Source organism: Leclercia sp. UBA5076, from assembly GCF_002416465.1.
Lineage (GTDB): Bacteria > Pseudomonadota > Gammaproteobacteria > Enterobacterales > Enterobacteriaceae > Enterobacter.
This window is the reverse complement of the sequence record NZ_DIAO01000014.1, coordinates 201,552-227,788: the sequence shown is the minus strand read 5'-3', so window position 1 is coordinate 227,788 and position 26,237 is coordinate 201,552. Positions and strand designations below refer to the sequence as shown.

At 57.5% G+C, this 26,237-nt stretch carries 24 protein-coding genes and 1 other annotated feature; of the genes, 13 read left to right on the top strand and 11 right to left on the bottom strand.

Annotated features, from left to right (window positions below):
- Window positions 1-36: 36 nt before the first annotated feature.
- The 6 genes from B3X29_RS14430 to B3X29_RS14405 all read left to right on the top strand — a co-directional run bounded on the left by B3X29_RS14430 (window position 37) and on the right by B3X29_RS14405 (window position 6,463).
- On the top strand, window positions 37-891 hold the full coding sequence (locus B3X29_RS14430; protein WP_159339727.1) for a co-chaperone YbbN: 855 nt from the start codon (window positions 37-39) through the stop codon (window positions 889-891).
- Between the two features lie 323 nt (window positions 892-1,214).
- Window positions 1,215-2,069, top strand: coding sequence for a hypothetical protein (locus B3X29_RS14425; RefSeq protein WP_290556453.1), 855 nt, complete (start codon window positions 1,215-1,217; stop codon window positions 2,067-2,069).
- A 177-nt stretch (window positions 2,070-2,246) separates the two neighbouring features.
- The gene (locus tag B3X29_RS14420) at window positions 2,247-3,158 is read left to right on the top strand and encodes an SPFH domain-containing protein (protein WP_103178526.1); all 912 of its coding nucleotides are present in this window, start codon (window positions 2,247-2,249) and stop codon (window positions 3,156-3,158) included.
- Complete coding sequence (locus tag B3X29_RS14415) at window positions 3,158-3,616, top strand: NfeD family protein (RefSeq protein WP_159339776.1); 459 nt, start codon at window positions 3,158-3,160, stop codon at window positions 3,614-3,616. Before B3X29_RS14420 ends, B3X29_RS14415 begins: the two co-directional genes overlap by 1 nt.
- Window positions 3,617-3,632: 16 nt before the next feature.
- Complete coding sequence (locus B3X29_RS14410; RefSeq protein WP_159339775.1) at window positions 3,633-5,777, top strand: hypothetical protein; 2,145 nt, start codon at window positions 3,633-3,635, stop codon at window positions 5,775-5,777.
- A complete protein-coding gene (locus tag B3X29_RS14405; protein ID WP_103178524.1) occupies window positions 5,747-6,463 on the top strand; it encodes a DUF3142 domain-containing protein in 717 nt (238 codons plus the stop codon). The genes B3X29_RS14410 and B3X29_RS14405 overlap by 31 nt, the downstream gene beginning before the upstream one ends.
- On the opposite strand, the gene cueR is transcribed toward B3X29_RS14405, so the two are convergent.
- The gene (gene cueR, locus B3X29_RS14400) at window positions 6,460-6,870 is read right to left on the bottom strand and encodes a Cu(I)-responsive transcriptional regulator (RefSeq protein WP_103824084.1); all 411 of its coding nucleotides are present in this window, start codon (window positions 6,868-6,870) and stop codon (window positions 6,460-6,462) included. The two genes, B3X29_RS14405 and cueR, sit on opposite strands and share 4 nt — an antisense overlap.
- A gap of 106 nt (window positions 6,871-6,976) precedes the next feature.
- Here cueR and copA point away from each other — a divergent pair, with 106 nt between their 5' ends.
- The 3 genes from copA to ybaK all read left to right on the top strand — a co-directional run bounded on the left by copA (window position 6,977) and on the right by ybaK (window position 11,024).
- The gene (gene copA, locus B3X29_RS14395; protein WP_159339725.1) at window positions 6,977-9,475 is read left to right on the top strand and encodes a copper-exporting P-type ATPase CopA; all 2,499 of its coding nucleotides are present in this window, start codon (window positions 6,977-6,979) and stop codon (window positions 9,473-9,475) included.
- Window positions 9,476-9,550: 75 nt separating this feature from the next.
- Window positions 9,551-10,345 carry a TraB/GumN family protein gene (locus B3X29_RS14390; protein ID WP_103178521.1) on the top strand — a complete coding sequence of 265 codons (795 nt, stop codon included), beginning with the start codon at window positions 9,551-9,553 and terminating at the stop codon, window positions 10,343-10,345.
- Window positions 10,346-10,544: 199 nt separating this feature from the next.
- Window positions 10,545-11,024: a Cys-tRNA(Pro)/Cys-tRNA(Cys) deacylase YbaK gene (gene ybaK / locus B3X29_RS14385; RefSeq protein WP_103178520.1), complete on the top strand. Its 480-nt coding sequence runs from the start codon at window positions 10,545-10,547 to the stop codon at window positions 11,022-11,024.
- Window positions 11,025-11,126: 102 nt separating this feature from the next.
- On the opposite strand, the gene ushA is transcribed toward ybaK, so the two are convergent.
- The gene (gene ushA, locus B3X29_RS14380; RefSeq protein WP_103178519.1) at window positions 11,127-12,779 is read right to left on the bottom strand and encodes a bifunctional UDP-sugar hydrolase/5'-nucleotidase UshA; all 1,653 of its coding nucleotides are present in this window, start codon (window positions 12,777-12,779) and stop codon (window positions 11,127-11,129) included.
- Window positions 12,780-12,942: 163 nt separating this feature from the next.
- Here ushA and B3X29_RS14375 point away from each other — a divergent pair, with 163 nt between their 5' ends.
- Window positions 12,943-14,148 carry an MFS transporter gene (locus tag B3X29_RS14375; RefSeq protein ID WP_159339724.1) on the top strand — a complete coding sequence of 402 codons (1,206 nt, stop codon included), beginning with the start codon at window positions 12,943-12,945 and terminating at the stop codon, window positions 14,146-14,148.
- Window positions 14,149-14,381: 233 nt separating this feature from the next.
- Window positions 14,382-16,046 carry a YbaL family putative K(+) efflux transporter gene (gene ybaL / locus B3X29_RS14370; protein WP_103178517.1) on the top strand — a complete coding sequence of 555 codons (1,665 nt, stop codon included), beginning with the start codon at window positions 14,382-14,384 and terminating at the stop codon, window positions 16,044-16,046.
- Between the two features lie 76 nt (window positions 16,047-16,122).
- On the opposite strand, the gene B3X29_RS14365 is transcribed toward ybaL, so the two are convergent.
- The 9 genes from B3X29_RS14365 to B3X29_RS14325 all read right to left on the bottom strand — a co-directional run bounded on the left by B3X29_RS14365 (window position 16,123) and on the right by B3X29_RS14325 (window position 25,481).
- Window positions 16,123-17,427, bottom strand: a complete 1,305-nt coding sequence (locus tag B3X29_RS14365; protein ID WP_103178516.1) for an inosine/guanosine kinase — start codon at window positions 17,425-17,427, stop codon at window positions 16,123-16,125.
- 62 nt (window positions 17,428-17,489) lie between these two features.
- A complete protein-coding gene (gene hemH, locus B3X29_RS14360) occupies window positions 17,490-18,452 on the bottom strand; it encodes a ferrochelatase (RefSeq protein WP_103178515.1) in 963 nt (320 codons plus the stop codon).
- A gap of 137 nt (window positions 18,453-18,589) precedes the next feature.
- Window positions 18,590-19,234: an adenylate kinase gene (adk, locus tag B3X29_RS14355; protein WP_103178514.1), complete on the bottom strand. Its 645-nt coding sequence runs from the start codon at window positions 19,232-19,234 to the stop codon at window positions 18,590-18,592.
- Window positions 19,235-19,413: 179 nt separating this feature from the next.
- The gene (htpG, locus tag B3X29_RS14350) at window positions 19,414-21,288 is read right to left on the bottom strand and encodes a molecular chaperone HtpG (protein WP_103178513.1); all 1,875 of its coding nucleotides are present in this window, start codon (window positions 21,286-21,288) and stop codon (window positions 19,414-19,416) included.
- A 111-nt stretch (window positions 21,289-21,399) separates the two neighbouring features.
- Window positions 21,400-22,005 carry a recombination mediator RecR gene (gene recR, locus B3X29_RS14345; protein ID WP_103178512.1) on the bottom strand — a complete coding sequence of 202 codons (606 nt, stop codon included), beginning with the start codon at window positions 22,003-22,005 and terminating at the stop codon, window positions 21,400-21,402.
- Window positions 22,005-22,337 (bottom strand): YbaB/EbfC family nucleoid-associated protein, encoded by a 333-nt coding sequence (locus tag B3X29_RS14340; RefSeq protein WP_014882811.1) that lies wholly within the window; start codon window positions 22,335-22,337, stop codon window positions 22,005-22,007. The genes recR and B3X29_RS14340 overlap by 1 nt, the downstream gene beginning before the upstream one ends.
- 53 nt (window positions 22,338-22,390) lie before the next feature.
- Window positions 22,391-24,319, bottom strand: coding sequence for a DNA polymerase III subunit gamma/tau (gene dnaX, locus B3X29_RS14335; protein ID WP_103178511.1), 1,929 nt, complete (start codon window positions 24,317-24,319; stop codon window positions 22,391-22,393).
- Window positions 22,997-23,061, bottom strand: a sequence feature (DnaX frameshifting element). It overlaps the preceding gene by 65 nt.
- Before the next feature lie 89 nt (window positions 24,320-24,408).
- Entirely contained in the window at window positions 24,409-24,960 is a 552-nt protein-coding gene (gene apt / locus B3X29_RS14330; RefSeq protein WP_010428187.1) for an adenine phosphoribosyltransferase, read from the bottom strand.
- Window positions 24,961-25,112: 152 nt separating this feature from the next.
- The gene (locus tag B3X29_RS14325) at window positions 25,113-25,481 is read right to left on the bottom strand and encodes a DUF454 family protein (RefSeq protein WP_103178510.1); all 369 of its coding nucleotides are present in this window, start codon (window positions 25,479-25,481) and stop codon (window positions 25,113-25,115) included.
- 50 nt (window positions 25,482-25,531) lie between these two features.
- On the opposite strand from B3X29_RS14325, the gene priC reads away from it, so the two are divergent.
- Together priC and rsmS are read left to right on the top strand one after the other, a co-directional pair.
- Window positions 25,532-26,059: a primosomal replication protein N'' gene (gene priC, locus B3X29_RS14320; RefSeq protein WP_103178509.1), complete on the top strand. Its 528-nt coding sequence runs from the start codon at window positions 25,532-25,534 to the stop codon at window positions 26,057-26,059.
- A gap of 12 nt (window positions 26,060-26,071) precedes the next feature.
- Window positions 26,072-26,230, top strand: a complete 159-nt coding sequence (gene rsmS / locus B3X29_RS14315) for a pleiotropic regulatory protein RsmS (protein ID WP_103178508.1) — start codon at window positions 26,072-26,074, stop codon at window positions 26,228-26,230.
- The last annotated feature ends 7 nt before the right edge of the window (window positions 26,231-26,237 follow it).

Genomic DNA, 26,237 nt, shown 5'->3' with positions numbered 1-26,237 from the left:
CCCATGTAAACAGAAACTCATAATTGGGATAGCCGCATGTCCGTACAGAATATTGTCAACATTACCGAAGCCAACCTGCACCAGACCCTTGAACAGTCGATGACCAAACCGGTGCTGTTCTACTTCTGGTCTGAACGTAGTCAGCACTGTCTGGAGCTGACGCCGGTGCTCGAGAAGCTGGCAGCCCAGTACAACGGTCAGTTTATCCTGGCGAAGCTGGACTGCGACGCCGAGCAGATGATTGCCTCCCAGTTTGGCCTGCGCGCCATTCCTACGGTTTATCTGTTCCAGAACGGTCAGCCGGTGGATGGCTTCCAGGGCCCGCAGCCGGAAGAGGCGATCCGCGCCCTGCTGGATAAAGTGCTGCCGCGCGAAGAGGAGCTGAAAGCGCAGCAGGCGGCAGCGTTGATGGCCGAAGGCAAACATGACGAAGCCCTGCCGCTGTTGAAAGAGGCGTGGCAGCTCTCCGGTCAGAATAGTGAAATCGGCCTGCTGCTGGCGGAAACGCTGATTATCTTAAAGCGTTCTGAAGAGGCCGAAGTGGTGCTCAAAACGATCCCATTGCAGGATCAGGATACCCGCTACCAGGGGCTGGTGGCGCAAATTGAACTGCTGAAGCAGGCGGCGGATACGCCGGAAATCCAGCAGCTGCAACAGCAGGTTGCCGACAACCCTGACGACGCGGTACTGGCGAGCCAGCTGGCGCTGCAGCTGCATCAGGTAGGTCGTAACGAAGAGGCGCTGGAACTGCTGTTCAGCCATCTTAAAAAGGATCTGGCTGCGGCAGACGGCCAGGCGCGCAAAATGTTCCAGGAAATTCTGGCCGCCCTCGGGACGGGTGATTCACTGGCTTCGACCTATCGCCGTAAACTTTACGCTCTGCTGTACTGATTCTGCCAGCTGGCCGGTCAGTGCCGCCACGAACACTCTGTCAGCCGCCGTTATGGCGGCTTTTTTATCTCTGCCGATAGCGTTTGTTTAGTCTTCCTGATGTTTAATTTTGAGAAAATGTTAACCAGACTTTAACGATGTAAAATATAGCCTTCCCTATGTCCACGTTTCTGAACGAATAGCCCGTCTGGAGTAACGTTTATCTTCCATTTGTGATCGTGGCAAAACGCCCACACACGCTGCCATTAGCCAGCTTTATCAGGATGATGTTAAACTTTTTCGTTATGAAAAGGGCACGCTAATAACTATAGGAAGTATGCGGCATGGCACATATCTTTTATGAGTTCACCTCTCTCAAGCCGGGTGTTCCTGATGTAGAAACATTAATGCAAGTCATCCACTCATCGGCAGAGACCAGCTTCGTTATTGGACCGGAAGTCGTTGATTTCGTCAAAAAAGCGCTGATCGTCAACACCACCATCGTCAGCTTTAAAAACTGCAAATTTGCTTTCGACAACGGCACGCATTTCATTGAATTTGATGGCAAAGGTAAGTCGAAGCGTTACAACGAGGTTCCGCACTGGTTTGTCTCCCCGGCCGATTTCTCTCGCTCGCAGTGGCTGATCAACCATAAGCTGTCGGGTGTGATGGCGACGACGTTTATCGATGTGCTGATGTCTTACCCGCTGAAAGAGCGCCGTGCCCACTGCAATCTGCTGTTTGGTTTAGACTTGCATAAGACAGGTATCGTGCCGTCCAGCACGCCTGCAGCAAGCAAAATCGGCAATAAAAACGGTAAAACCACAAAACCGAAAATTATCGAACTGGGCTCCTTTGAACTGTTCAGCCAGTTCTTTGACCGCCTGAAAAGCGCCGTGGCGGAAGATCGCTTCCCGACCCTGCAGGTGCTGACGGGGATCGACGATCTGTCGAAAGCGCCAAATAACCTTAAACAGGGTATCCGCACCTGGTTTAAAGCGATCACCGGCGATCTGCCACCGAATAATAAGCGCGTCGAAGCGGGTAACGCCGGTCTGTTCTGTGCCCCGGTGCGCGAGCAGCTGCAGCAGATAGAAGCGATGGGCCTGGAAAAATATTATGCGGGACTGTCGCGGGCGATCGTTGACGCGGGCGAACAGTATATCGCTGACTTCTCTTACACTCCCTCCAGCGCCTGATCTTCTCTGATAACGGAAAACACGCGTTGCCCTGCTATTTTTAGCGGGGCTTTTTTCTGTCTGAATCCAGCCCGGCTCGTTGATTTGGCGGGAATTTACCCCTGTTTGCCGGTATACTTATGCGCAACAAACGAACAGTTTTAATCGCAACATGGAATACAAAACAGGAGGTTTTACATGTTCATCGTCATCCCTATTTTAATCTTCGTGGCGCTGGTGATCGTCGCCGCCGGCGTCAAAATCGTTCCGCAGGGCTACCAGTGGACGGTGGAACGTTTTGGTCGATATACCACGACGCTGCAGCCGGGCTTAAGCCTGGTCGTGCCGTTTATGGACCGCATTGGCCGCAAAATCAATATGATGGAGCAGGTCCTCGATATTCCGTCTCAGGAGGTTATCTCCCGGGATAACGCCAATGTCACCATCGATGCGGTCTGCTTTATTCAGGTGATTGACGCGCCGAAAGCGGCTTACGAGGTCAGCAACCTTGAGTTAGCCATCATAAATCTCACGATGACGAATATTCGAACCGTGCTGGGTTCAATGGAGCTGGACGAAATGCTCTCCCAGCGCGACAGCATCAATACCCGCCTGCTGCACATCGTCGATGAAGCCACCAACCCCTGGGGTATTAAAGTTACGCGTATTGAGATCCGCGACGTGCGCCCGCCAGCAGAGTTGATCACCTCCATGAACGCCCAGATGAAGGCCGAGCGAACCAAGCGCGCCTACATTCTGGAGGCCGAGGGGGTACGTCAGGCGGAGATCCTGAAGGCTGAAGGGGAAAAACAGTCGCAGATCCTGAAAGCTGAAGGCGAACGCCAGTCGGCCTTCTTACAGGCTGAAGCCCGTGAACGTTCGGCGGAAGCTGAAGCCCGCGCCACGAAAATGGTTTCGGAAGCTATCGCAGCCGGGGATATCCAGGCGGTTAACTACTTTGTGGCGCAGAAGTACACCGAGGCGCTGCAGGCTATAGGCTCGGCGGATAACAGCAAGGTGGTGATGATGCCGCTGGATGCCAGCAGCCTGATGGGTTCGATCGGCGGGATCGCGGAACTGATTAAAAACAGCGGCAACGAGCGCAAATGATGATCGAGATGATTGCTGCACATCCGCACGTTTTCTGGCTTAGCCTCGGCGGCCTGCTGCTGGCGGCAGAGATGCTCGGCGGCAACGGCTATCTGCTGTGGAGCGGCGTGGCGGCCGTTATCACCGGGCTGCTGGTGTGGATCTTACCGTTCGACTGGGCATGGCAGGGGGTGCTGTTTGCCCTGCTGACCCTGATTGCCGCCTGGCTCTGGTGGCGCTGGCTCTCAAGGCAGGTGCGCGCCCAGAAGCCCGCCGATGCCCGGCTCAACCAGCGAGGAAAACAGCTGGTGGGGATGCAGTTTACCCTGGACACCGCCCTGGTTAACGGGCGCGGTCATATGCGTGTCGGCGACAGTTCGTGGCCGGTTATTGCCGACGAGGATTTAGGCGTCGGCACCAAAGTTGAGGTGGTGGCCGTAGAGGGTATTACCCTTCGCGTCCGGGCCCTTTCCCGATAAGAACAGGAATAGCATGATGGTCAGGAAGACAACGCTGGCACTCAGCGTTAGCGCCTTACTGGCGAGCGCCGCTCCGGCATTTGCCTCATTTGATATGGAAGACTGCAACTGGAGCGATGAGCATTGTCTGCTGAAAGGCGACCCGGTGCTGACGCCCGGTAACGACTCCCGCGATAACCTGCTGCGCCTGCTGAGCGAAGCCAAATCCTTTGCCCTGCCCGTGCAGTCGATGCCTGTGGATATCACCCGCTCCCGGGATTTCTATTTTGCTTACCACCCGGAGTGGGATGACCCGGAAGATCCGGTCACCCCAGCCGCGGACAAACCCGCTGAAGAGAGCCTTCTCAATCAGCAGCTGGCCGCATTGCAGCTCGGGGCCGTCGACACCCGGCAGGACAGCGAGCAGGAAAACCGCTTCGTCTCGAACAGTGCCGAGAGCCTCAGCCAGTTTTTTGCCGCGCTGCTGGCCGACGACGCGCTGACGGCGGAGCAGCGCCATGTCCTGGGGCAGGCGCGTCTGGGGCTTTACTCCGGCGCAACCGATGAGCAGATCTCCGCCTCCCTGACGACCCTTCCTGCCCACTCTTCTGCCCTGCTGTATCAAACTTATCTGACCGGGGCGGCCCGTTTTTATGCCGGAGATTACGAGGAGGCGGAACGGGCGTTTACCTCGCTTGTCGACAGCGATCGTCCGTGGCTGGCAGAGACCGCGGGCTATATGCTGATGCGCACGGCGCTGAACAAAAGCAGCCAGAACAGCACCGGAGAGTATGGCGATTTTGATATCGACCGCATCGACCGTCCGGCCGCTGAACAGGCGCAGAAAGCGGCCCAGGCCTACCTCCAGCGCTGGCCGGAGGGGCGTTACGCCGATTCTGCGCGCGGTATGCTGCGCCGCATCAACTGGTATCTGCAGGCGTGGCCGCAGCTGGCAGGGCTGTACGAGCAGCGGTTCCAGCAGGCTGAGAATGCTGAGACGCTGCGCGGCCTGGTGACCGAATACGATAATGTCTACGGCATGCAGTTCTACGGTCGTGCCGTGCGGGAAGCCTTCCCCGACGCGCCGCAGGTCAGCTATATCGAACTGCTGCGCGCCCTTCGCCTGAACAGCGACGAGAAACCGACCCTGACGCAGGACGATCTCAACAGCAGCAAACCGGCGTTTGAACAGAGCGGCAAACTGGCGCTGTGGCGCAATTTACAGTTGAACCTGTGGCAGGCGACGAATAACCCTGCCGCCATCCTTCAGGCCGTTAAACCGGCAGAAAGACTCCCGGCGCACGACATTGTCGCCTTCAGCGAGCAGGTACTGTACGGCGACGCGCTGATGGCGCAAAAGCAGTGGCCTGAGGTGCGTGATTTCTGGCTTAAGCTGCTGAAACTCAGCCAGGATGCTGAACAGCAGCAGTACGTGCAGTCCAGACTGGCGGCCACCCTGGTCTATAGCGGTAATCCAGAGGCGATCTTTGCCGCGGATAGCGCCATCACCAGCCTGCGTTATCGCTCCCGGGTGCTGAAAGCGGTAGCCTCGCCTGAGCGGTTACGTCAGCAGGCCAGTCAGGGACCCAACAATGAAGAGCGGACCATTGCGCTGCATACCCTGCTGGTGCGCGATTTAACGGAGAACCGCTTTAGCGACTGGTTAAATGACAGAAAGCTCGCCAGCGCGATAACCTCGCCAGTCATTGGCAAAGCGTTTGACGATGTTAACCTGAGCGTATTTGACTGGAACGGCGATGCCGCCGAAGCCGGTTACGTCTGTCGAAGCCTGGACCAAACGGTGCAGGTGCTCAGCCAGAACGCCGCAGATGCCCATGCCCTGAACTGTCTGGGCGAGTTTTTCCGCACAACCAATACCCATGTCGATCTGTGGAAAGAGAGTGCGGGCAACGGTCTGCTGGAGGCGGCCATCCACCTCAAAGAACCCTACGGGCAGTTCGACAGACAGGCTTACTACCAGCAGGTCATCACCTCACCAAAGGCAGAACATGAAGATAAGAGCTATGCGCTCTATCGGGCCATCATGTGCTACGCCCCGTCCGGCTATAACGAATGTGGCGGAACCGATGTGGACAAAGCCCAGCGCAAAGGCTGGTTCTCGCAGTTAAAAACGCAGTATCCGGGCAGTCCGTGGGCGCAAAAACTCAAATACTACTGGTAGCCGCGCTGCTGGCCGGAGAGGCGCAGGCGGCAGAAATCGTTACCGCCCACGAGCATCCGGCCTTCTGGCTCTGGTCAGGGGTGAAGGCCAGCGACGCACTGAAAGAGGCGCAAACGGTCTATCTCCATCAGGGCGAAGTGCTGGCCCAGCCCGATGAGGTGGTGTTTCAGCGCCTCGGCCTGCCGGTCAGTCGCCTGGCCTTTCCCTCCATCTGGCTGACCGTGCGCTTTACCACCCTGGAGGTGCCGCCGACCATCGTGCCGAGAATTGTCCGCCTGATGCAGCGCTGGCAGGCCGCAGGGAATCAGGTCGTGGGGTTACAGATCGATTTTGATGCCGCTACCCACCAGCTGGCAGACTACGCGCGCTTTTTGCGTACACTTCGCCAGCAGCTGCCGCCGGAGTTTGCGCTGGGGGTGACCGGGCTACTGGACTGGGCGAAAACCGGCGATGTCGCCACGCTGAATAGCCTGGCAGTGGATGAGCTGGTGATCCAGAGCTATCAGGGCCGCCACACGGTAGACAATTATCAGGCCTATCTACCCGCGCTTGCCCGGCTGCGCATTCCCTTCAAGCTCGGGCTGGTACAAAACGGCCAGCGGGATGTGCAGGCCGAAGCGCAACTGCAAAAATCTCCCTGGTATCGCGGGACGGTGGTGTTTATGCTCAACCCGGCCCGGCGTTAAGCCTTCACCTTACGGTGACAGCAGCCGGAGAGATTATCGATGATCGGGCAGTCGGCGCTCTCATCCCCCGGGCAGCTCTCGGCCAGGGCCAGCAGCCGATCGCGCATCGCCTGTAGCTCTACAATATGCCGCTCAATTTCAGCCACCTTATCCAGCGTCCGGCTTTTTACATCGGCGCTGTGGCGGGCAGGATCGTTAAACAGCGTCACCAGATCCCCGCACTCATCCAGATTGAACCCTACCTGACGCGCCTGGCGCAGCAGCGTGAGTTCATCAAGGTGCTTTTGCGTATAGCTCCGGTAGCCGTTCTCACTGCGCAGCGGCGGTGTCACCAGCCCTTTCTCTTCGTAAAAACGAATCGCTTTGCTGGTTAAGCCAGTTTTTTTGGCAACATCACTGATATTCACGTTTCCCCCTTGACCTTCCCCTTGATGGAAGGTTTAACCTTGATAACAGTTAGATGAAAGTGTCTCTCCGGTCAATATCTGGCTGGAGATTTATAAGGAGCTAATTATGTCTCAAACCATCGATCTGACACTGGACGGCCTCTCCTGCGGCCACTGTGTCAAACGCGTTAAAGAGAGTCTGGAGCAACGCCCGGACGTTGAGCATGCAGAGGTGACCATCGAGCACGCGGTCGTTACCGGCAGCGCCAGCGCCGATGCCCTGATCGACACCATCAAACAGGCCGGGTACGGTGCGGCGTTAAGCCACCCAAAGGCTGATCCGCTGACAGCGTCAACAACTCCGTCGGAAGCACTGACAGCGGACCCCTCTGAGCTTCCGGCAGCTCACGACAGTGATGACAGCCAACAGCTGTTGATCAACGGCATGAGCTGCGCCAGCTGCGTCACCCGGGTGCAGGATGCCCTGCAGGCGGTTCCGGGTGTGGCACAGGCACGGGTCAATCTGGCGGAACGCACTGCGCTGGTGATGGGCAGTGCTTCCGCCGCTGATTTAGTGCAGGCCGTTGAGAAAGCGGGCTACGGCGCCGAAGCGATTGAGGATGACATCGAACGGCGGGCGCGCCAGCAGGAGACGGCCATCGCCACCATGAAACGTTTTCGCTGGCAGGCGATTGTCGCCCTGCTGGTAGGTATCCCGGTGATGGGCTGGGGTATGCTCGGCGACAACATGATGGTCACCGACGATAACCGCACGCTGTGGCTGGCGATCGGCGTGCTCACCCTCGGCGTGATGATCGTCGCCGGCGGCCACTTTTATACCAGCGCCTGGAAGAGCCTGAAAAACCGCACCGCCACCATGGACACGCTGGTGGCGCTGGGTACCGGCGCGGCGTGGCTCTACTCGATGAGCGTAAACCTCTGGCCACAGTGGTTCCCGATGGAAGCGCGCCATCTCTACTATGAAGCCAGCGCCATGATCATCGGCCTGATCAACTTAGGCCATATGCTGGAGGCGCGGGCCCGGCAGCGTTCGTCGAAAGCGCTGGAAAGATTACTCGATTTAACACCGCCCACCGCCCGGGTGGTAACGGAGAGCGGCGAACAAAGCGTGCCGCTGGCAGAGGTTGAAGCAGGCATGATCCTGCGCCTGACCACCGGGGATCGCGTCCCGGTGGACGGGGAGATCACCCAGGGCGAAGCCTGGTTTGACGAGGCGATGCTCACCGGCGAGCCGGTACCGCAGCAGAAAAGCGACGGGGAGAGCGTTCATGCCGGTACTGTCGTGCAGGATGGCAGCGTGCTGTTCCGCGCCAGCGCCGTCGGCAGTCACACCACGCTGTCGCGCATTATTCGGATGGTGCGCCAGGCCCAGAGCAGCAAACCGGAGATCGGCAAGCTGGCGGATAAAATCTCTGCCATTTTCGTGCCGGTGGTGGTGGGTATCGCCCTGTTCAGCGCCGCTATCTGGTACTTTTTTGGCCCCGCGCCGCAGATTGTTTACACCCTGGTGATCGCCACCACGGTGCTGATTATCGCCTGCCCTTGCGCCCTGGGGCTGGCGACGCCGATGTCGATTATCTCCGGCGTCGGACGTGCCGCGGAGTCGGGCGTGCTGGTGCGCGACGCCGACGCCCTGCAACGCGCCAGCACTCTGGATACGCTGGTCTTTGATAAAACCGGCACCCTGACCGAAGGTAAACCGCAGGTGGTTGCCGTCCATACCCTGGGTGGGATCGACGAAGCTGCCGCCCTCAATCTGGCAGGCGCACTTGAGCAGGGCTCCAGCCACCCGCTGGCGCGGGCGATTCTGGATAAAGCGGAGCGCGCGCTCGCCCAGGTAGATAACTTCCGCACCCTGCGTGGCCTTGGCGTCAGCGGCGAGGTGGACAACCGCACCCTGCTGCTCGGTAATCAGGCGCTGCTTGCGGAAAATGGCATTGATACCAGCGCGCTGGATGAACATCTGCACACCTGGGCCACCAGGGGCGCAACGCCGGTGTTGCTGGCGATTGACGGGCGGGCCGCGGCGCTGTTTGCCATCCGCGATCCGCTGCGCGCAGACAGCGTGACCGCACTGCAACGCCTGCACCGGGAGGGTTATCGTCTGGTGATGTTGACCGGCGATAACGCCACTACCGCACAGGCTATCGCCAGGGAAGCTGGCATTGATGAGGTGATTGCGGGCGTCCTGCCGGATGGCAAGGCGGAGGCGATTATCAAACTGCAGAAGCAGGGGCGCCGGGTGGCGATGGTTGGCGACGGCATCAACGATGCCCCGGCGCTGGCACAGGCCGATGTCGGAATTGCCATGGGCGGCGGCAGCGATGTCGCTATCGAAACGGCGGCGATAACCCTGATGCGCCACAGTCTGACCGGCGTGGCCGACGCGCTCGCCATCTCGAAAGCGACGCTGCGCAACATGAAGCAGAATTTGCTGGGGGCCTTTATCTACAACGCCTTCGGTATTCCTGTCGCCGCCGGGATCTTATGGCCGCTGACCGGCACGCTGCTGAACCCGGTAGTGGCGGGTGCCGCCATGGCCCTCTCCTCTATTACCGTGGTCAGCAACGCCAACCGCCTGTTGCGCTTTAAACCTAAAGCCTGAGGTGGTCGCAGGACAAGGACGTCTTGCGCCACTCCTCCCCACGCGCTAGCATGAATTTTTCATCAGGGAGCGCGTATGGGTCTGTTTCAACGTCTGAAAGCATCGTTTCGCGCCCTCTTCCCCCGCCGCTATCGCTGGCCTGGTCTTGATATCACCCTTCCCGGCGGACAGCATCTGCATCTGGTCGGCAGTATCCATATGGGTACGCGGGATATGTCTCCCCTGCCCGATGGCCTGGTTACCCGCTTGCATCATGCCGACGCGCTGATCGTCGAAGCGGATATCTCCGGGGATGAGTCGCCCTTCGCAGGACTTGCGATCCCGCCTCCGCTGGCGGAGCGTATCAGCCCGACCCAGCTTACGGAACTGCAACGGGTCGCCGGGGAGCTTGGATTATCGCTTAATCAGCTTGAGAGCCAGCCGCTGTGGCAGATCGCTATGGTGTTGCAGGCTACCCAGGCGCAGCGGTTAGGGCTGCGGGGAGATTACGGCATCGATTACCAATTGCTGAATGCCGCGCGCACGCAGAACCTACCGGTCATTGAGCTGGAAGGGGCGGCCAGCCAGATCGCCCTGCTGCGCCAGATGCCAGACGACGGTTTGCTGCTGCTGGAAGATACCCTGACTCACTGGCACACCAATGCCCGCCTGCTGCAAACCATGGTGAGCTGGTGGCTGGATTCCCCCCCTGTCGTCGACAAGCTGGCGCTTCCGGCGACCTTCAGCGAGTCGCTGTATGATGTGCTGATGCATGAGCGTAATCAGGCGTGGTGCGAAAAGCTGCACGCGTTGCCGGCTGGGCGGTATGTGGTGGCGGTGGGGGCGTTGCATCTGTACGGCGAGGGGAATTTGCCGTCGCTGCTGAGATAAAAAAGTGGCCAATATTTCTATTGGCCCGTCAAAGAGGAATTTCATCATTGTTATTATGCCGGAGGAGACCTCCGGTTCAGCAGATTGTCGCTCAAAGTGACCATCACTGCCAACACTATTGCGCAAGATGGTGCTATTTTTTAGCCGCTTTTGAGGCGTATTCTTAAGGCGTTTATTGTCCGGGCCAAGAAGGATTGCTATGACTCCCGCCGTTAAATTACTCGAAAAAAACAAGATTCCGTTTCGGATCCACAGCTATGACCACGATCCGGCTGAAACCAATTTTGGTGATGAAGTGGTGCGTAAACTGGGTCTGAATGCGGATCAGGTCTATAAAACGTTGCTGGTCGCGGTGAATGGCGATATGAAACACCTCGCCGTGGCGGTGACGCCGGTTGCCAGTCAGCTGGATCTGAAGAAAGTGGCCAAAGCGCTGGGCGCCAAAAAGGTGGATATGGCCGACCCGATGGTGGCGCAACGCACCACGGGGTATCTGGTGGGGGGAATTAGCCCGCTGGGGCAGAAGAAGCGCCTGCCGACGCTGATTGATGCACCTTCACAGGCGTTTGAGACGATCTATATTTCCGGCGGCAAGCGCGGGATGGATATTGAGCTGGCGGCGAGCGATCTGGCGAAAATGCTGGATGCGCAGTTTGCGGATATCGCGCGTCGGGATTAAAAAAACGCCGGGTGGCGCTGCGCTTACCCGGCCTACAAAACCCAAAAACCGTTAAAACCGTAGGCCGGGTAAGGCGAAGCCGCCACCCGGCACTGACGGCGCTTACTGCCAGCTCACTTCACCCTGCGGTTCATAGGCATTTACATCCAGCGGTGAGTTCTGCTGGATGTATTGCTTCAGCACCTCGGCATCAATAAAGCCGGTATTCACATAGCCTGGTTTGTCGTCGATATGCGGATAACCATCGCCGCCGGTGGCGTTGAAGCTCAGGGTCGCCATACGGTAGGTTTTCGCCGGATCAACCGGTTCACCCTTGATCTTCAGGTCGTTGAGCACCCCACCTTTCGCCACAAAGCTCACGTTGGCAAACTGCGGATAGGCACCGGAGTCCGGTTTCATCTGCGCCACCGCGGTGAGATAGTCGGTAACCTCTTTACCGCTCATATCGACATAGACCAGCACGTTGCCGAACGGCTGCACCTTGAGGACATCTTTATAGGTGATATCGCCGCCCTCAATGGAGTCGCGGATGCCGCCGCCGCTCATCACCGCAAAATCGGCATTGGTGCGCGCCATCTGGGCGGCCAGGATCAGATGGCCCATATTGGTCTGCACGAAGCGCACCTTGCTGCGATCGCCTTCCAGTCTGCCATTGAGCGTACCGATCTTCACATCCAGCTGCGCTTTACCTTTATTCTGGAACGGCGTCAGCAGGGAGAGCATCTGTGGGTTTTCCGCAATTTCTGGCGTATAGAGAACGCGCTCGCTCTGGCCATTATCGTAGGTCACCTTCTTCTTCAGGTTGACCGGGATGAGCTGGTAGTGAACCAGCTTCATCTCGCCGTTACGGAATTCGAAATCGGCCCGGCCCACATATTTGCCCCACTCGTGCGCCTGCACAATCCAGATCCCGTTCTGCTTATCGGGCGCGCACGGCGTGCCTGGCACATAGTCCACCTGCTTTTTATTTTCCGAGGCCATGCAGACCGGATCCTGGGAGTGCCCCCCCACGATCATCGCCAGGGAGCCCGCCGGCAGGCTACGCGCCATCTCGACATCCCCTGGCGCGTTCGAGCCGTGCTCGCCATTATCGTAATGACCCATATGGGTAGTGGCGATAATCACGTCCGGCTTTTCGTTCTGCTGCAACTCCTGGATCACCAGCTTCGCTTCGTCAGCCGGCTTACGGAATTCGATATCGGTGAAATATTCCGGGTTGCCAATTTTCGCCGTGTCGTCGGTGGTCAGCCCCACCACCGCAATTTTAATATCCTGGCGTTTGAAAATGGCCCAGGGTTTAAATAAGCGTTCGCCGGTGCTTTTCTGATAAATATTGGCGGAGAGGAACGGAAATTTGGCCCACTTCTCCTGCTGGCGTAATACTTCGATGGGATTATCAAACTCATGGTTGCCCACGGCCATCGCATCGTAGCCAATCAAATTCATGCCGCGAAAATCGGGTTCCGCGTCCTGTAAATCTGATTCCGGCACGCCGGTATTAATGTCGCCGCCGGAGAGGAGCAGCACGCTGCCGCCTTTTGCCGCCACCTCTTTACGGATCCCATCCACCAGCGTTTTCTGTGCCGAAAGGCCATATTCGCCATATTCGCTGCGCCAGAAGTGGCCGTGGTGATCGTTGGTATGCAGGATGGTGATGTTATAGGTTTTATCTTTTTCCCAGGCCTGGGCCGGCAGGCTGATCAGCCCACACGCCGCAATGATTGCCAGCGCGACGCCTCGCTTCATTAACTTCATTTCTTCACTCCCTGATGCATAGACAAACGCAAAAATTACAATGAGTAATCAGAATAGACAAATATGTTTTCAGAATTGCGACTTTCCTCAAATGTCGGGGACAGGTATGTTAGGCGGATAATAATTACATCCTGCACTTCCTATAACAATCGACGTGGTATTTATGGCAATCAGTGAATCTACTCCACCGGTGTCGGCTGCTAAGGCTCGCACCTCATTTGGTATTCTTGGCGCAATCAGTCTTTCGCATCTGCTGAACGATATGATCCAGTCGCTTATTCTGGCGATCTACCCCTTATTGCAGTCCGAGTTCTCTCTTACCTTCGTGCAGATCGGCATGATCACCCTCACCTTCCAGCTGGCGTCGTCGCTGCTACAACCGGTGGTGGGCTACTGGACGGACAAATACCCGATGCCGTGGTCGCTGCCCATTGGTATGTGCTTTACCCTGAGCGGCCTGATCCTGCTGGCGATGGCCGGGAGCTTTGAAGGGGTACTGGTGGCCGCCGCGCTGGTGGGCACCGGCTCGTCGGTATTTCACCCGGAGTCGTCCCGCGTGGCACGTATGGCCTCCGGTGGCCGTCACGGGCTGGCGCAGTCGCTGTTCCAGGTGGGCGGTAACTTCGGCAGCTCCCTCGGCCCGCTGTTGGCGGCGGTAATTATTGCCCCCTATGGAAAAGGAAACGTGGCCTGGTTTGTGCTGGCTGCGCTGCTGGCGATTGTGGTGCTGGCGCAAATCAGCCGCTGGTACGCCGCCCAGCACCGGGTTAATAAGGGCAAACCAAAAGCGCCGGTTATCAATCCCCTTCCCCGTAACAAGGTTATTCTGGCGGTCAGCATTCTGCTGATGCTGATTTTCTCCAAATATTTCTATATGGCGAGCATCAGCAGCTATTACACCTTTTACCTGATGGAAAAATTCGGATTATCGGTACAAAACGCCCAGTTTCATCTCTTCGCCTTCCTGTTTGCCGTTGCCGCCGGAACCGTTATTGGTGGGCCATTGGGTGACAAAATCGGGCGTAAATATGTGATTTGGGGCTCTATCCTTGGCGTTGCGCCCTTCACGCTTATTTTGCCCTACGCAACCCTGTGGTGGACGGGTATTTTAACCGTGATCATTGGTTTTATCCTCGCCTCTGCGTTTTCTGCCATTCTGGTCTATGCCCAGGAGCTGCTTCCGGGGCGTATCGGCATGGTTTCCGGGCTGTTTTTTGGTTTTGCTTTTGGCATGGGTGGCCTTGGTGCAGCGGTATTAGGCTTGATTGCAGACCATACCAGCATCTTCCTGGTCTACAAAATCTGCGCTTTCCTGCCGCTTCTCGGGATGTTGACTATATTCCTGCCTGATAACCGGCATAACGCCTGATTTATTGGCGGTCAATCTTCCGGTTTGGCCGCGCCCTCTCCTTATACCATCAGCCTTTCTTTACTTTCCTTCTGAAAATTCCCCGCCCAGGCTTCCGTTTCTCCTTTATTGCTGTTTTTACCAAAATTCAATGATTATTCATAAACGTAATCATTAATTTTGTCATAAACTATTACACAGCTTTTTGGTTTCCCGACCAAAAATGGCGTCATACAGCAACGAAAGGAGACGGAATGCACCACGCCACACCGCTTATCACCACCATTGTTGGTGGACTTGTACTCGCTTTTATTCTCGGCATGATTGCCAACAAACTGCGTATTTCCCCTCTGGTGGGCTATTTATTGGCGGGCGTGTTAGCCGGACCTTTTACCCCAGGTTTTGTTGCTGATACGAAACTCGCCCCGGAGCTGGCAGAGCTTGGCGTGATCCTGCTGATGTTCGGTGTGGGTTTGCATTTCTCCCTGAAGGATTTGATGGCGGTAAAGTCCATCGCCATTCCCGGCGCGATCGCCCAGATAGCCGTGGCGACGTTGTTGGGTATGGCGCTTTCCGCGGTGCTGGGCTGGCCGCTGATGACCGGCATCGTGTTTGGGCTCTGTCTTTCTACCGCCAGTACCGTGGTACTGCTGCGCGCGCTTGAAGAGAGACAGCTGATTGACAGCCAGCGGGGGCAGATCGCCATCGGCTGGCTGATTGTTGAAGATCTGGTGATGGTCTTAACCCTGGTGCTGCTGCCTGCCATCGCCGGCATGCTGGAAAAAGAGAATGTCGGTTTAGCCTCGCTGGCGCTCGATATGAGTATTACCATCGGTAAGGTAGTGGCGTTTATTGCCATTATGATGCTGGTGGGCCGCCGCCTGGTGCCGTGGATCCTCGCCCGTAGCGCAGCGACCGGCTCGCGTGAACTGTTCACCCTCTCGGTGCTGGCGCTGGCGTTGGGTATTGCGTTCGGGGCCGTGGAGCTGTTCGACGTCTCCTTCGCGCTGGGGGCTTTCTTTGCCGGTATGGTGCTGAACGAATCGGAGCTGAGCCACCGTGCCGCCCACGATACCCTGCCCCTGCGCGACGCCTTTGCAGTGCTGTTCTTCGTCTCGGTAGGGATGCTGTTCAATCCGATGATCCTCATTGAACAGCCGCTGGCGGTGCTCGGCACGCTGGCCATCATTATCTTCGGTAAGTCACTCGCCGCTTTCTTCCTGGTGCGCATGTTCGGCCACTCGCCGCGTACCGCGCTGACTATTGCCGCCAGTCTCGCCCAGATTGGTGAATTTGCCTTTATTCTCGCCGGGCTGGGCATGGCGCTGGATCTGCTGCCGCAGGCCGGGCAAAACCTGGTGCTGGCGGGGGCGATCCTCTCAATTATGCTGAACCCGATACTGTTCGCGCTGCTGGAAAAATACCTCGATAAAACCGAAATCCTGGACGATCAGACGCTGGAAGAGGCCATTGAGGATGAGAAGCAGATCCCGGTGGATATCTGTAACCACGCCCTGCTGGTGGGTTTTGGCCGCGTCGGCAGCCTGCTGGGTGAGAAGCTGATGGCCCAGGGCATTCCGCTGGTGGTGATTGAAAACTCCCGTACCCGCGTGGATGAGTTGCGCGCACGCGGGATCCGGGCGGTGCTGGGGAATGCGGCGAACGAAGAGATCATGAATCTGGCGCATCTGGACTGCGCGCGCTGGCTGCTGCTGACCATTCCCAACGGCTATGAAGCGGGTGAGATTGTCGCCTCGGCGCGCGAAAAGTGTCCGGATATTGAAATTATTGCCCGCGCCCATTACGACGACGAGGTGGATTACATCACCGAGCGTGGCGCGAATCAGGTGGTGATGGGTGAGCGTGAAATTGCCAATACGATGCTGGCGCTGCTGGATAAGGCGCCGGTGATGGGGTAAAAAAAAAGCCTGCTGGCGCTTCGCTTAGCAGGCCTGGACGTCGCCCCGGCAAGCGCAGCGCTGCCGGGGAATGGACTTATCTGTCCCAGTAGGACTCTTCCAGACTGTCTTCCCGCTCCGGCAGGCCGCGCGTTAAGCGCGGTGAGTGCTGGTTCAACACCTGATAACTCACGCGGTTTGCGTACTTACATACCTGCGCCAGCGACGAATAGGTCAGCCAGTTAAACTTGTGTTTGCTGGAGTTCGGCACGTTGGTACGGTGGAACGCGTTGGCAGTGATATCGTGCAGCAGCGCCGCCAGCGCGCCGTCGCCTGCGCCGTTGGTGTTCATGATCTTCTCCGGGCCACCCATGTACGGGGCGATATGCGAGAAGATACGCAGCGGATTTACGCAGTCCTTATGGCGCATGGCGCGGCTGAATTCAAACTGGTTGAACTCGGCAATCGCCCCCGGCAACAGCGGATGCTGGGTCTTGCGTTTTGCCTCTTCTTCGGTGAAGCCAGCCATATACAATCCTACCGGCCCGGCGGTGCAGAGCACCAGATCGACCCAGTCCAGCGCTTTATCGGATGCCAGCAGCGGATCGCTCTCCCCGGTCAGGGCTTCGGCCTCTTCTTCGTTCATCGCCAGAATCGAGACGTGCTCCTTCAGGAACGCCTGCCACCACTCCGGGTTATCGGCGATGACAAATTTGGTGCCCAGGGTAAGGACCACCGGCACGTTGTATTTCTTCGCGTATTCCACGGCCTTCATGGTCGCTTCCGGCATCGGCTCACCGGGCTTGCAGCGCACCAGATAGGAGGTCAGCACCAGTGCCGATGCCCCGGCGATCACCTCTTCAGGAATGCTGTCGGCGCGCAGCTGGTTCATATGGCCAGGGCTGATGGCGAAGGTCCGCTCGCCGGATTCACCGATCAGCGTAAAACAGCGGCCAATCGCCCCGTCCACGCCCTGGAGGTAGTTCAGATCGGTCCGGCTGGAGGTGTTGCAGAGATAACGGTAGGCGTAACTGCCGATTTCGACATTGCTGCACATCACGCCCAGCAGCACGGAGCGGTCGTCCGCCAGCACGGAGTAGTTGTGCATGGTGTTGCCGATGGTCCCCCCGGCAAACTGATGGGTGATCAGGTTATCCCGCACCAGCTCCTGATAGAGCGCTTCCGCTACATCGTCTTCAATCACCAGAGAGTGCCCGGCGCTCAGGCCGTAACGTTCGACAAACGCATCGTCCACTTTTGCTTCAATATCCACCAGCGTCTGGTCGATACCCACCACCCAGGCGGCACTGGACTCATTTTCCGGCTGAATTTGCTGCAGCAGCGGATCGCGGGCGTTAACGGGAAAGTAGTGTTTGGATTTACGTTTACCGGGAAATTTCATGTTCTGAGCTATGAGTGACGGATGGGCCGGGAATGGTAGCACAAACCCGGCGCAGAGTGCGATCAGCGGCTGCGGGTCACCAGTGATGCCATCATCTCGATGTGCTCAGGATTGTCGTTAAGGGCCGGAATATACTCGTACTTCGTCCCGCCCGCTTCGAGGAAGAACTCCCGGTTTTGCACCGCGATCTCTTCCAGGGTTTCCAGACAGTCTGACGCAAAGCCCGGCGACATCACCTGGATATGCTTCACCCCCTTCTCACCCAGCATTTTGAGGGTCTCATCGGTATAAGGGGTCAGCCACGGCTCGCGGCCAAAGCGCGACTGGAAGGTCATCATCACCTTCTCGGGCGGCAGGCCGAGGGCGGATACCAGCTCACGGGTGGTATCGCGGCAGCGCTGCGGATAGTCGTCCCCTTCGTTGGCGAATCGCTGCGGGATGCCGTGATAGGAGAGCAGCAGCAGATCCGGCTCGCCGTGTTTCTCAAACGACGCGCGGGCGCTGCTGGCAAGGGCGTTGATATAGAGCTCGTTATCCGCGTAGTCGCGAATAAAGGTCACGCCGGGTATGCGACGACGGGTTGCCAGAATGCGCGCCAGCTCATCCCAGACGGCTGCCACAGTGGAGCAGGAATACTGCGGATAGAGCGTCAGCACCACAATGTGCTCAACGCCCTGCGCCAGCAGTTCATCGACGGCGCTTTTCAAGGAAGGTTTGCCGTAGCTCATGCCCAGCGCCACCGGCATATCCGGCAGACGGGCGGCCAGCGCCTTCTCCTGACGACGGCTGTAGACCATCAGCGGTGAGCCCTCTTCCATCCAGACGGACTGATAGAGCTTTGCCACGCGCGGCGAACGGATCGGCAGAATCACGCCGCGCAGCAAAGGCCACCACAGCAGGCGTGGGGTATCCACAACGCGCGTATCGCTTAAAAATTGTCGCAGGTAGCGTTTTACCGCCGCTGGAGTAGGTGCTTCGGGGGTTCCCAGATTGGCAAGCAGGATGCCGGTTTTCGCCTGACTCATTCACGCCTCATAACCTTTTAACAGGCTGATAAGTGTATCTGAAAAGTACGTAAACGGAACCAATTGCAGCAAAAGGTAAAATGAGAATTTTTCTCACCCGGGAACCCGGGTGAGAACCACGTTAAGTGGTGGTGCGATTAGCCGAGGATCTTTTCCAGCTCTGCACGAACGTCAGCGACAGGCTTAGTACCGTCGACTTTTGCGTATTTGGTGTTACCCGCCTGCGCTTCTTTAGAGTAGTAGCCGATCAGCGGCGCGGTCATCTGATGGTATTCCACCAGGCGCTTACGCACGGTCTCTTCCTGATCGTCTTTACGAGTGGTCAGCTCTTCGCCGGTCACGTCGTCTTTGCCTTCCACCTGCGGCGGATTGAACTTAACGTGGTAAACGCGGCCGGAAGCGGCGTGTACGCGACGACCGATGATACGGTCAACGATCAGTTCGTCCGGTACGTCGAACTCCAGCACGTAGTCTACGTTGATGCCCGCGTCTTTCATGGCATCCGCCTGCGGAATGGTACGTGGGAAGCCGTCCAGCAGGAAACCGTTACGGCAATCTTCCTGAGAAATGCGTTCTTTAACCAGAGCGATAACCAGCTCGTCGGTCACCAGTTTGCCGGCGTCCATAATGTCTTTCGCCTGTTTACCCAGCTCGGAGCCAGATTTAACAGCGGCACGCAGCATGTCACCCGTAGAGATTTGCGGAATACCGTATTTCTCCATGATGAACTGAGCCTGAGTTCCTTTACCCGCGCCCGGAGCGCCAAGCAGAATAATACGCATTGCGAAAATCCCCTCAAAAGTCGATTCAATTTTTCAAAAAGCGCTAAACAATACCACCAGAACGGGTATCGCTCAAGAAAGGCGGGCAGGCTGAAACGGTTAATGAGGGGAATTTATTAGTGGGTGCAGGCAGATAACCTGCACCCTTATCCTCTCTTCAGCGAAGAGAGGGAAGTGATTTACGCCAGCAGCAACGCATTCACGCGTTTGATGAACTGGTTTGGATCTTCCAGCGTGCCGCGTTCAGCCAGCAGGGACTGATCCAGCAGCAGTTCAACCCACTCGGCGAAGCGGGCTTCATCCTGGGTCTCGGCTGCACGTTTCACCAGCGCGTGGTCCGGGTTCAGTTCAAAGATGTATTTCACCTCCGGCACTGCCTGACCCGCAGCGGCGAACAGCTTCGCCATCTGGGTGCTCATCTCGTCAGCATCAGTGGTGACGATGGCAGGGGTATCGGTCAGACGGTGGGTGAAACGCACCTCTTTCACGCGATCGCCCAGATGGGTTTTCACGCGCTCAACAAACGGCTCCAGCGCTTTTTCCGCCTCTTTCGCGGTATCGTCCACTTCATCTGCCAGCTTGTCGATGGACTCATCGGCTTTGGCAACGGACTGGAACGCTTTGCCGCTGAACTCGGTCAGGTAGTTCATCATCCACTCATCGATGCGATCGGAAAGCAGCAGCACTTCGATGCCTTTCTTACGCAGCAGCTCCAGGTGCGGGCTGCTCTTCGCCGCGGCATAGCTGTCGGCGGTGATGTAGTAGATCTTCTCCTGCCCTTCTTTCATGCGGGAGATGTACTCTTCCAGCGACACATTCTGCTCGGAAGAGTCGTTGTGTGTGGAGGCGAAGCGCAGCAGTTTGGCAATGGCTTCAACGTTAGACGGATCTTCCGCCGGGCCCTCTTTCAGCACCAGGCCGAACTGTTTCCAGAAAGTCTGGTATTTTTCGGCGTCGTCTTTCGCCAGCTTATCCAGCATCTGCAGCGCACGCTTGCTCAGCGCGGTGCGCAGATTACGGGTGACGGTGCTGTCCTGCAGGATCTCACGGGAGACGTTCAGCGGCAGATCGTTGGAGTCAATCAGGCCGCGCACAAAGCGCAGGTAGTTCGGCATGAACTGTTCAGCTTCATCCATGATGAACACGCGCTGCACGTACAGCTTCAGGCCGTGCTTGTGATCGCGGTTCCACATATCCCACGGTGCCTGCGCCGGGATGTAGAGCAGGCTGGTGTACTCCTGCTTCCCTTCCACGCGGTTGTGGCTCCAGGTCAGCGGATCGGTAAAGTCGTGGGCGATGTGCTTGTAGAATTCGTTGTATTCGTCGTCTTTGATTTCAGACTTGTTACGCGTCCACAGCGCCTGCGCTTTGTTGATCTTCTCCCAGGAGATGACGGTTTCGCCATCTTTCTCTTCCTGTTTTTCGATCTCTACCGGCAGGGCGATATGGTCAGAATATTTGCTGATGATGGAGCGTACGCGCCAGTCGTTGAGGAAATCGTCCTCCCCTTCGCGCAGGTGCAGGGTGATCTCGGTGCCGCGATCGGCTTTGGTGATGTCGGCAACGGTGTATTCACCTTCGCCGTGGGATTCCCAGAATACGCCGCTTTCAGCGCTTTCGCCTGCCGCACGCGTGCGCACGGTAACTTTATCCGCCACGATGAAGGCGGAATAGAAGCCCACACCGAACTGGCCGATCAGCTGGCTGTCTTTGGCCTGATCGGAACCCATCGACTGCAGGAACGCTTTGGTGCCGGATTTGGCGATGGTGCCGAGATGGTCAATGGCTTCATCACGGGTCATACCGATGCCGTTGTCGGCGATGGTCAGGGTGCGGTTCTCTTTATCAAATGAGACGCGCACGCGCAGTTCGCCGTCACCTTCATACAGCTCTGGCTTCGAGAGCGCACGAAAACGCAGCTTGTCTGCCGCATCAGAGGCGTTAGAGATAAGCTCGCGCAGGAAAATTTCTTTATTGGAATAAAGAGAATGGATCATCAGGTGCAGAAGCTGTTTTACCTCTGACTGGAAACCACGGGTTTCTTGTCCTTTCATACTAAGTCGACCTCAACAATGCCATTTAATGGGGTTTAAAAGCGTTGAGGGAGAGATGGGGCCAGGGGGGAATTTTTTCAAGCGGAGGCCACGACTGCAGCCTCCGTTTGGTCAGAAATTAATCTTGTGACGACCTGCCAGAGAGTGGGACAGCGTGGTGCCATCGACCATTTCCAGCTCACCGCCCACCGGCACGCCGTGGGCAATTCGACTGGCATCAACGCCCGACTCCGCACACAGCTCGGCGATATAGTTGGCTGTCGCCTCCCCTTCCACCGTTGGGTTGGTGGCGAGGATCACCTCGTTGATCGTTTCCGATTTCAGGCGCTGTTCAAGACGGTCCAGGCCGATATCATCCGGACCAATGCCGTCCAGCGGCGAGAGATGCCCCATCAGCACAAAATAGCGGCCGGAAAACTGCCCGGTCTGCTCGATGGCGTAGATGTCCGCAGGACTCTCCACCACGCAGATCTGACCATTTTCCTGACGACGCGGATTGGCGCAGATGTTACACACCTCCTGCTCGGTAAAGGTGCGGCAGTCGGCACAGTGGCCAATTTCTGACATGGCGCGGGTCAGGGCCTGCGCCAGACGCATGCCGCCGCTACGATCGCGTTGCAACAGGGTAAACGCCATGCGCTGCGCCGACTTCGGGCCTACGCCCGGCAGGCAGCGTAGCGCTTCCATTAACTGCGTAAGCAGCGGACTGGTTTGCATCAGAATGGCATCTTAAAGCCCGGCGGCAGCTGCATTCCGGAGGATACAGAGGCCATTTTTTCTTTCTGAGTTTCGTCGATACGGCGCGCAGCATCGTTAAACGCAGCGGCGACCAAATCTTCCAGCATCTCTTTGTCGTCTTCGAGCAGGCTTGGGTCGATCTCCACGCGACGGCAGTTATGTGCGCCGTTGATGGTCACTTTGACCAGACCTGCGCCCGATTCGCCAGTGACTTCCATCTGCGCGATCTCTTCCTGCATCTTCTGCATTTTTTCCTGCATCTGCTGGGCCTGCTTCATCAGACCACCCAGACCGCCTTTACCACCAAACATAGGCTTCTCTCTTCTTTCACGTTAAAGATAACAACCGTAAGTCAGACTCACGATCAAATGGGTCGAATACTCTCTTCATCCAGTTCTGCATCGAAGTAACGCTGCAGGGTCTGAATGTTATTATCCGCGATAATCGCCTCACGCGCCTGCGCGAGCTTCTCTTCATAAATGGCCTGACGCCACTCCAGCGGGGTACGGACCGCCGGATTATCATCTTCAATGATAGTCAATTCAACCGGCGCGCCCTGTAATGTGGAGAGCGCCTCACTCAGCACCTGCTGCGCGCTCGCCGAGTTCAGGTGACGCTGGCCCGGACGCAGATGCAGGCAGATGCGGTTGCCCTCCTGCTCACGCCAGGCGTTGAGCGCGACCTGCTCCACCAGCTTCGGCAGCTTCAGTTTACTGACCTCTGCTGCCCAGGCATCGCGCACAAGCGACTCTTCCGCAAGCTTCGCGGAGAGCTCCGGCGTTTTCTCATGCTCCAGCGCCTTTTTCAGCGCCTTCGGCGTGGCAATCTCCACCTTCACCTCTTCGGTGACGGTGGTGGCTTTCCAGCGATAGGCTTCTTGCTTAACCGGCGCCTTAGGCTCAGAAGTGACCGATGCCGAACGCGACTGGACACGATCCGTGACCGAAGCCAGACGTTCAAGCGCGGCGTTATTTACCGGCCGCGCTCTTGCAGGCGCTGCCGGTTCACTCTTTTTTGGTCTGGGTGCTCCCTGCGCGCGCTGTAGCTGGCTGCGGGCAGCAAGCACCGAACTGGTGGCGTCCGACAGCGGCACATTTTGCGGCGATGGCGCTGCCGGCTGTACTGGCACCTGCTGCGGTGACATAACCGCCGTCGGCGCGGCCGGTGCGAAAGACTGCGGCTGCACCTCGGGTTCCGGCAACGGCATGCGCGGATGGAACGCCAGCGCGCGCAGCAGGGTCATCTCAACCCCCATACGTCTGTCGGGCGCGAACGGCAGTTCCTTACGGCCAATTAACAGGGTTTGGTAGTAAAGCTGTACATCCGTTGGCGGAATGGTGCGGGCCAGCTCGCGCATCCGCTGTTCTATGGCCGCCATATCCGGGCCCAGCGCCGCCGGGGAGAGTTGCACCATCGCGATCCGGTGCAGCAGGCTGAGCATCTCTACCAGCAGGGCTTCCCACTCCACGCCGCGTGAGGCTGAGGCGTTGACCAGCTCCATCACCCGCTCGCCGTTGGCCTCGACAACCGCTTCAATCAGCGACAGCGCCTGATCGTCATCCAGCGTGCCGAGCATGGTGCTCACCGCCTGGGTCGTCAGCTTGCCTTCGCCGCTGGCAATCGCCTGATCCGTGAGGCTGAGCGCATCGCGCAGGCTGCCATCTGCGGCACGCGCCAGCAGCTGCAGCGCCCGCGGTTCATGGGCAACCTGCTCTTCATTCAGGATATATTCGAGCCGATCGCGGATCTGCGTGACGTCCAGCGCCTTCAGATGGAACTGCAGACAGCGGGACAAGATAGTGACCGGCAGCTTTTGCGGATCGGTGGTCGCCAGCAGGAATTTAACGTGTGCAGGCGGTTCTTCCAGCGTTTTCAGCAGGGCGTTAAAGCTGTGGCGCGACAGCATGTGCACTTCATCGATCAGATAGACCTTGAAGCGGCCACGCGCCGGGGCGTACTGGACGTTATCCAGCAGATCGCGGGTATCTTCGACTTTGGTGCGTGATGCGGCATCGATCTCAATCAGATCGACAAAGCGCCCCTGCTCGATTTCACGGCAGTTATCACACACGCCGCACGGCGTGGCGGTGATCCCGGTTTCGCAGTTAAGGCCTTTCGCCAGCAAACGGGCAATAGAGGTTTTACCGACGCCACGGGTGCCGGAAAAAAGCCAGGCGTGGTGGATACGTCCTAGCGATAAGCTGTTCGCCAGGGCGGTCAGCACATGTTCCTGGCCGACAACGTCAGCAAAGGTTTGGGGTCGCCATTTACGGGCTAACACCTGATAACTCATGGGCAGGCTCTGCAACGCTGGAAGGTGGATATTCAGGGGGGTAATGCTAACACAACCTCACCCGTTGGGCGAGGTTGCGGGCGGGAGGATTAATGTCCCGGGAATGGCACGAGGCTGTAGCTGGTGATGCCCTGTTTTTCGAGGCGCTGTTCACCGCCCAGATCGAACAGGTTGATGATAAAGGCCGCATCGGTTACTTCGCCACCCAGGCGACGGATCAGCTTCACGGTCGCTTCAATGGTGCCGCCGGTGGCCAGCAGATCGTCAACCACCAGCACTTTGTCGCCTGGCTTTATCGCATCAACGTGGATCTCAAGCTGGTCGGTGCCGTACTCCAGTTCGTAGCTCTCGGCGATGGTTTCGCGAGGCAGTTTACGCGGTTTACGCACCGGTACAAAACCCACGCCCATTGCCAGCGCAACCGGGGCGCCAAAGAGGAAACCACGGGCCTCGGTGCCTACAACTTTGGTGATCCCAGCGTTCTTATAACGCTCAACCAGCAGTTCAATGCTGAGCGCGTACGCTTTTGGGTCTTCCAGCAAGCTGGTGACATCACGGAAAAGAATGCCAGGCTTTGGATAATCCTGGATGCTTTTGATGCTGTTTTTAAGAAATTCAAGCTGCTGCGCAGTTGCGGTCATAAATGGATGCCTGATGAAAACGGTGTTACTCACGGAGCGGATAAAGGGTTGGTCAAAGTAACAATTGTTTAACCTTTAACCAGGCCCGCCCGTGCTCGAAAACGGTCGAATTTACTGGCTGCGCACAAGAAATGCAACAGCCAGTCTGATGATTATTGCTTTTCATCAACAACGGGGATCCGCCACATGAAAATGAGCAGGCAGGTGAGGATCGCCAGCAGCAGGATCCGTACCCACATCATTTTGACCAGCCATAATGAAATGGCGAAGGTCACCAGGATCAGCGCAATGGCCCGCGGCTTAGCCCCGGGCGGCATTGCACGGTACTGTTGCCAGTGACGCAGATAGCCGCCAAACCATGAGCGGTAGAGCAGCCAGTGGTGAAAACGCGGCGAGGAGCGGGCGAAGCACCACGCCGCCAGCAATATAAAAGGGGTAGTCGGCAGGAGGGGTAAAACGACACCCAGCGTGCCGAGCACTACCGCAAGCCAGCCAATGATGATTAGAATAGTACGCTGCATAATGCGAATCGGTATCAAACTGAACGGCTACTGTACCACTGGAGTGCGGATTGAAAACAGCCTTGCTTTTACAAACGCTGCAAAATCAGCTGTCGGCCCTGCGCACGCAGGCCGCACCGCTGATGCAGCACGCCACGCTGAAGCCGCGCTTTGACCGGCAGCTGTTTCGCACCCGCAGCACGGTGATGAATGCCTATCTGGATGAAGCCCAGCACAACCTGGATGAGCTGCGTCACGCCGTGGAAAAGGGGCAATCTGAGCAGGTGGCCTGGCTCGCCGGTCATCTGGCGGAACAGATTGCCGCCCTGCATCGGGAGATTGCCGCCTGGCCGCTACGCGTCTGGGACAGTTCCTCTGCCGGCACCACAAAATGGCAGCGCAAGCGTCTGGAACACCAGGAGTTTGAACGTCGGCTATGTGAAATGAAAAAGGCGCGCGCGGCGCGGCTGAATCAGGCCGAAACGCTGGAAGAACAGCAGATGCTGATGCGCGAAATCACAGCCCTGGAAGGACGGCTTGAACGCTGTCGTAAGGCACTGGATGATATTGAACGCGTTATCGCGCGTCTGACCCGTTAACAGGAGTAGTGTGTGTCACTGGAAAATGCCCCCGACGAAGTCAAGCTGGCCGTCGACCTCATCATGTTGCTGGAGAACCATGGCATCCCCACTGAAACAGTGCTGAAAGCGCTGGAGATTGTGAAGCGGGATTTTGAAGGGAAATTGCCCTCCCCCCTGCCCTCTCCCTGAAAGGGAG

Bases quoted from the DNA above. Each gene is read 5' to 3' on its own strand.
- adk (WP_103178514.1), bottom strand. From the start codon at position 19,234: ATGCGTATTATTCTGCTTGGCGCTCCGGGCGCGGGTAAAGGAACTCAG.
- ybaK (WP_103178520.1), top strand. From the start codon at position 10,545: ATGACTCCCGCCGTTAAATTACTCGAAAAAAACAAGATTCCGTTTCGG.
- B3X29_RS14410 (WP_159339775.1), top strand. From the start codon at position 3,633: ATGGTCAGGAAGACAACGCTGGCACTCAGCGTTAGCGCCTTACTGGCG.
- B3X29_RS14375 (WP_159339724.1), top strand. From the start codon at position 12,943: ATGGCAATCAGTGAATCTACTCCACCGGTGTCGGCTGCTAAGGCTCGC.
- B3X29_RS14415 (WP_159339776.1), top strand. From the start codon at position 3,158: ATGATCGAGATGATTGCTGCACATCCGCACGTTTTCTGGCTTAGCCTC.
- apt (WP_010428187.1), bottom strand. From the start codon at position 24,960: ATGACCGCAACTGCGCAGCAGCTTGAATTTCTTAAAAACAGCATCAAA.
- ushA (WP_103178519.1), bottom strand. From the start codon at position 12,779: ATGAAGTTAATGAAGCGAGGCGTCGCGCTGGCAATCATTGCGGCGTGT.
- B3X29_RS14430 (WP_159339727.1), top strand. From the start codon at position 37: ATGTCCGTACAGAATATTGTCAACATTACCGAAGCCAACCTGCACCAG.
- B3X29_RS14340 (WP_014882811.1), bottom strand. From the start codon at position 22,337: ATGTTTGGTGGTAAAGGCGGTCTGGGTGGTCTGATGAAGCAGGCCCAG.
- B3X29_RS14390 (WP_103178521.1), top strand. From the start codon at position 9,551: ATGGGTCTGTTTCAACGTCTGAAAGCATCGTTTCGCGCCCTCTTCCCC.
- B3X29_RS14325 (WP_103178510.1), bottom strand. From the start codon at position 25,481: ATGCAGCGTACTATTCTAATCATCATTGGCTGGCTTGCGGTAGTGCTC.
- copA (WP_159339725.1), top strand. From the start codon at position 6,977: ATGTCTCAAACCATCGATCTGACACTGGACGGCCTCTCCTGCGGCCAC.
- B3X29_RS14425 (WP_290556453.1), top strand. From the start codon at position 1,215: ATGGCACATATCTTTTATGAGTTCACCTCTCTCAAGCCGGGTGTTCCT.
- hemH (WP_103178515.1), bottom strand. From the start codon at position 18,452: ATGAGTCAGGCGAAAACCGGCATCCTGCTTGCCAATCTGGGAACCCCC.
- B3X29_RS14365 (WP_103178516.1), bottom strand. From the start codon at position 17,427: ATGAAATTTCCCGGTAAACGTAAATCCAAACACTACTTTCCCGTTAAC.
- ybaL (WP_103178517.1), top strand. From the start codon at position 14,382: ATGCACCACGCCACACCGCTTATCACCACCATTGTTGGTGGACTTGTA.
- dnaX (WP_103178511.1), bottom strand. From the start codon at position 24,319: ATGAGTTATCAGGTGTTAGCCCGTAAATGGCGACCCCAAACCTTTGCT.
- B3X29_RS14420 (WP_103178526.1), top strand. From the start codon at position 2,247: ATGTTCATCGTCATCCCTATTTTAATCTTCGTGGCGCTGGTGATCGTC.
- htpG (WP_103178513.1), bottom strand. From the start codon at position 21,288: ATGAAAGGACAAGAAACCCGTGGTTTCCAGTCAGAGGTAAAACAGCTT.
- recR (WP_103178512.1), bottom strand. From the start codon at position 22,005: ATGCAAACCAGTCCGCTGCTTACGCAGTTAATGGAAGCGCTACGCTGC.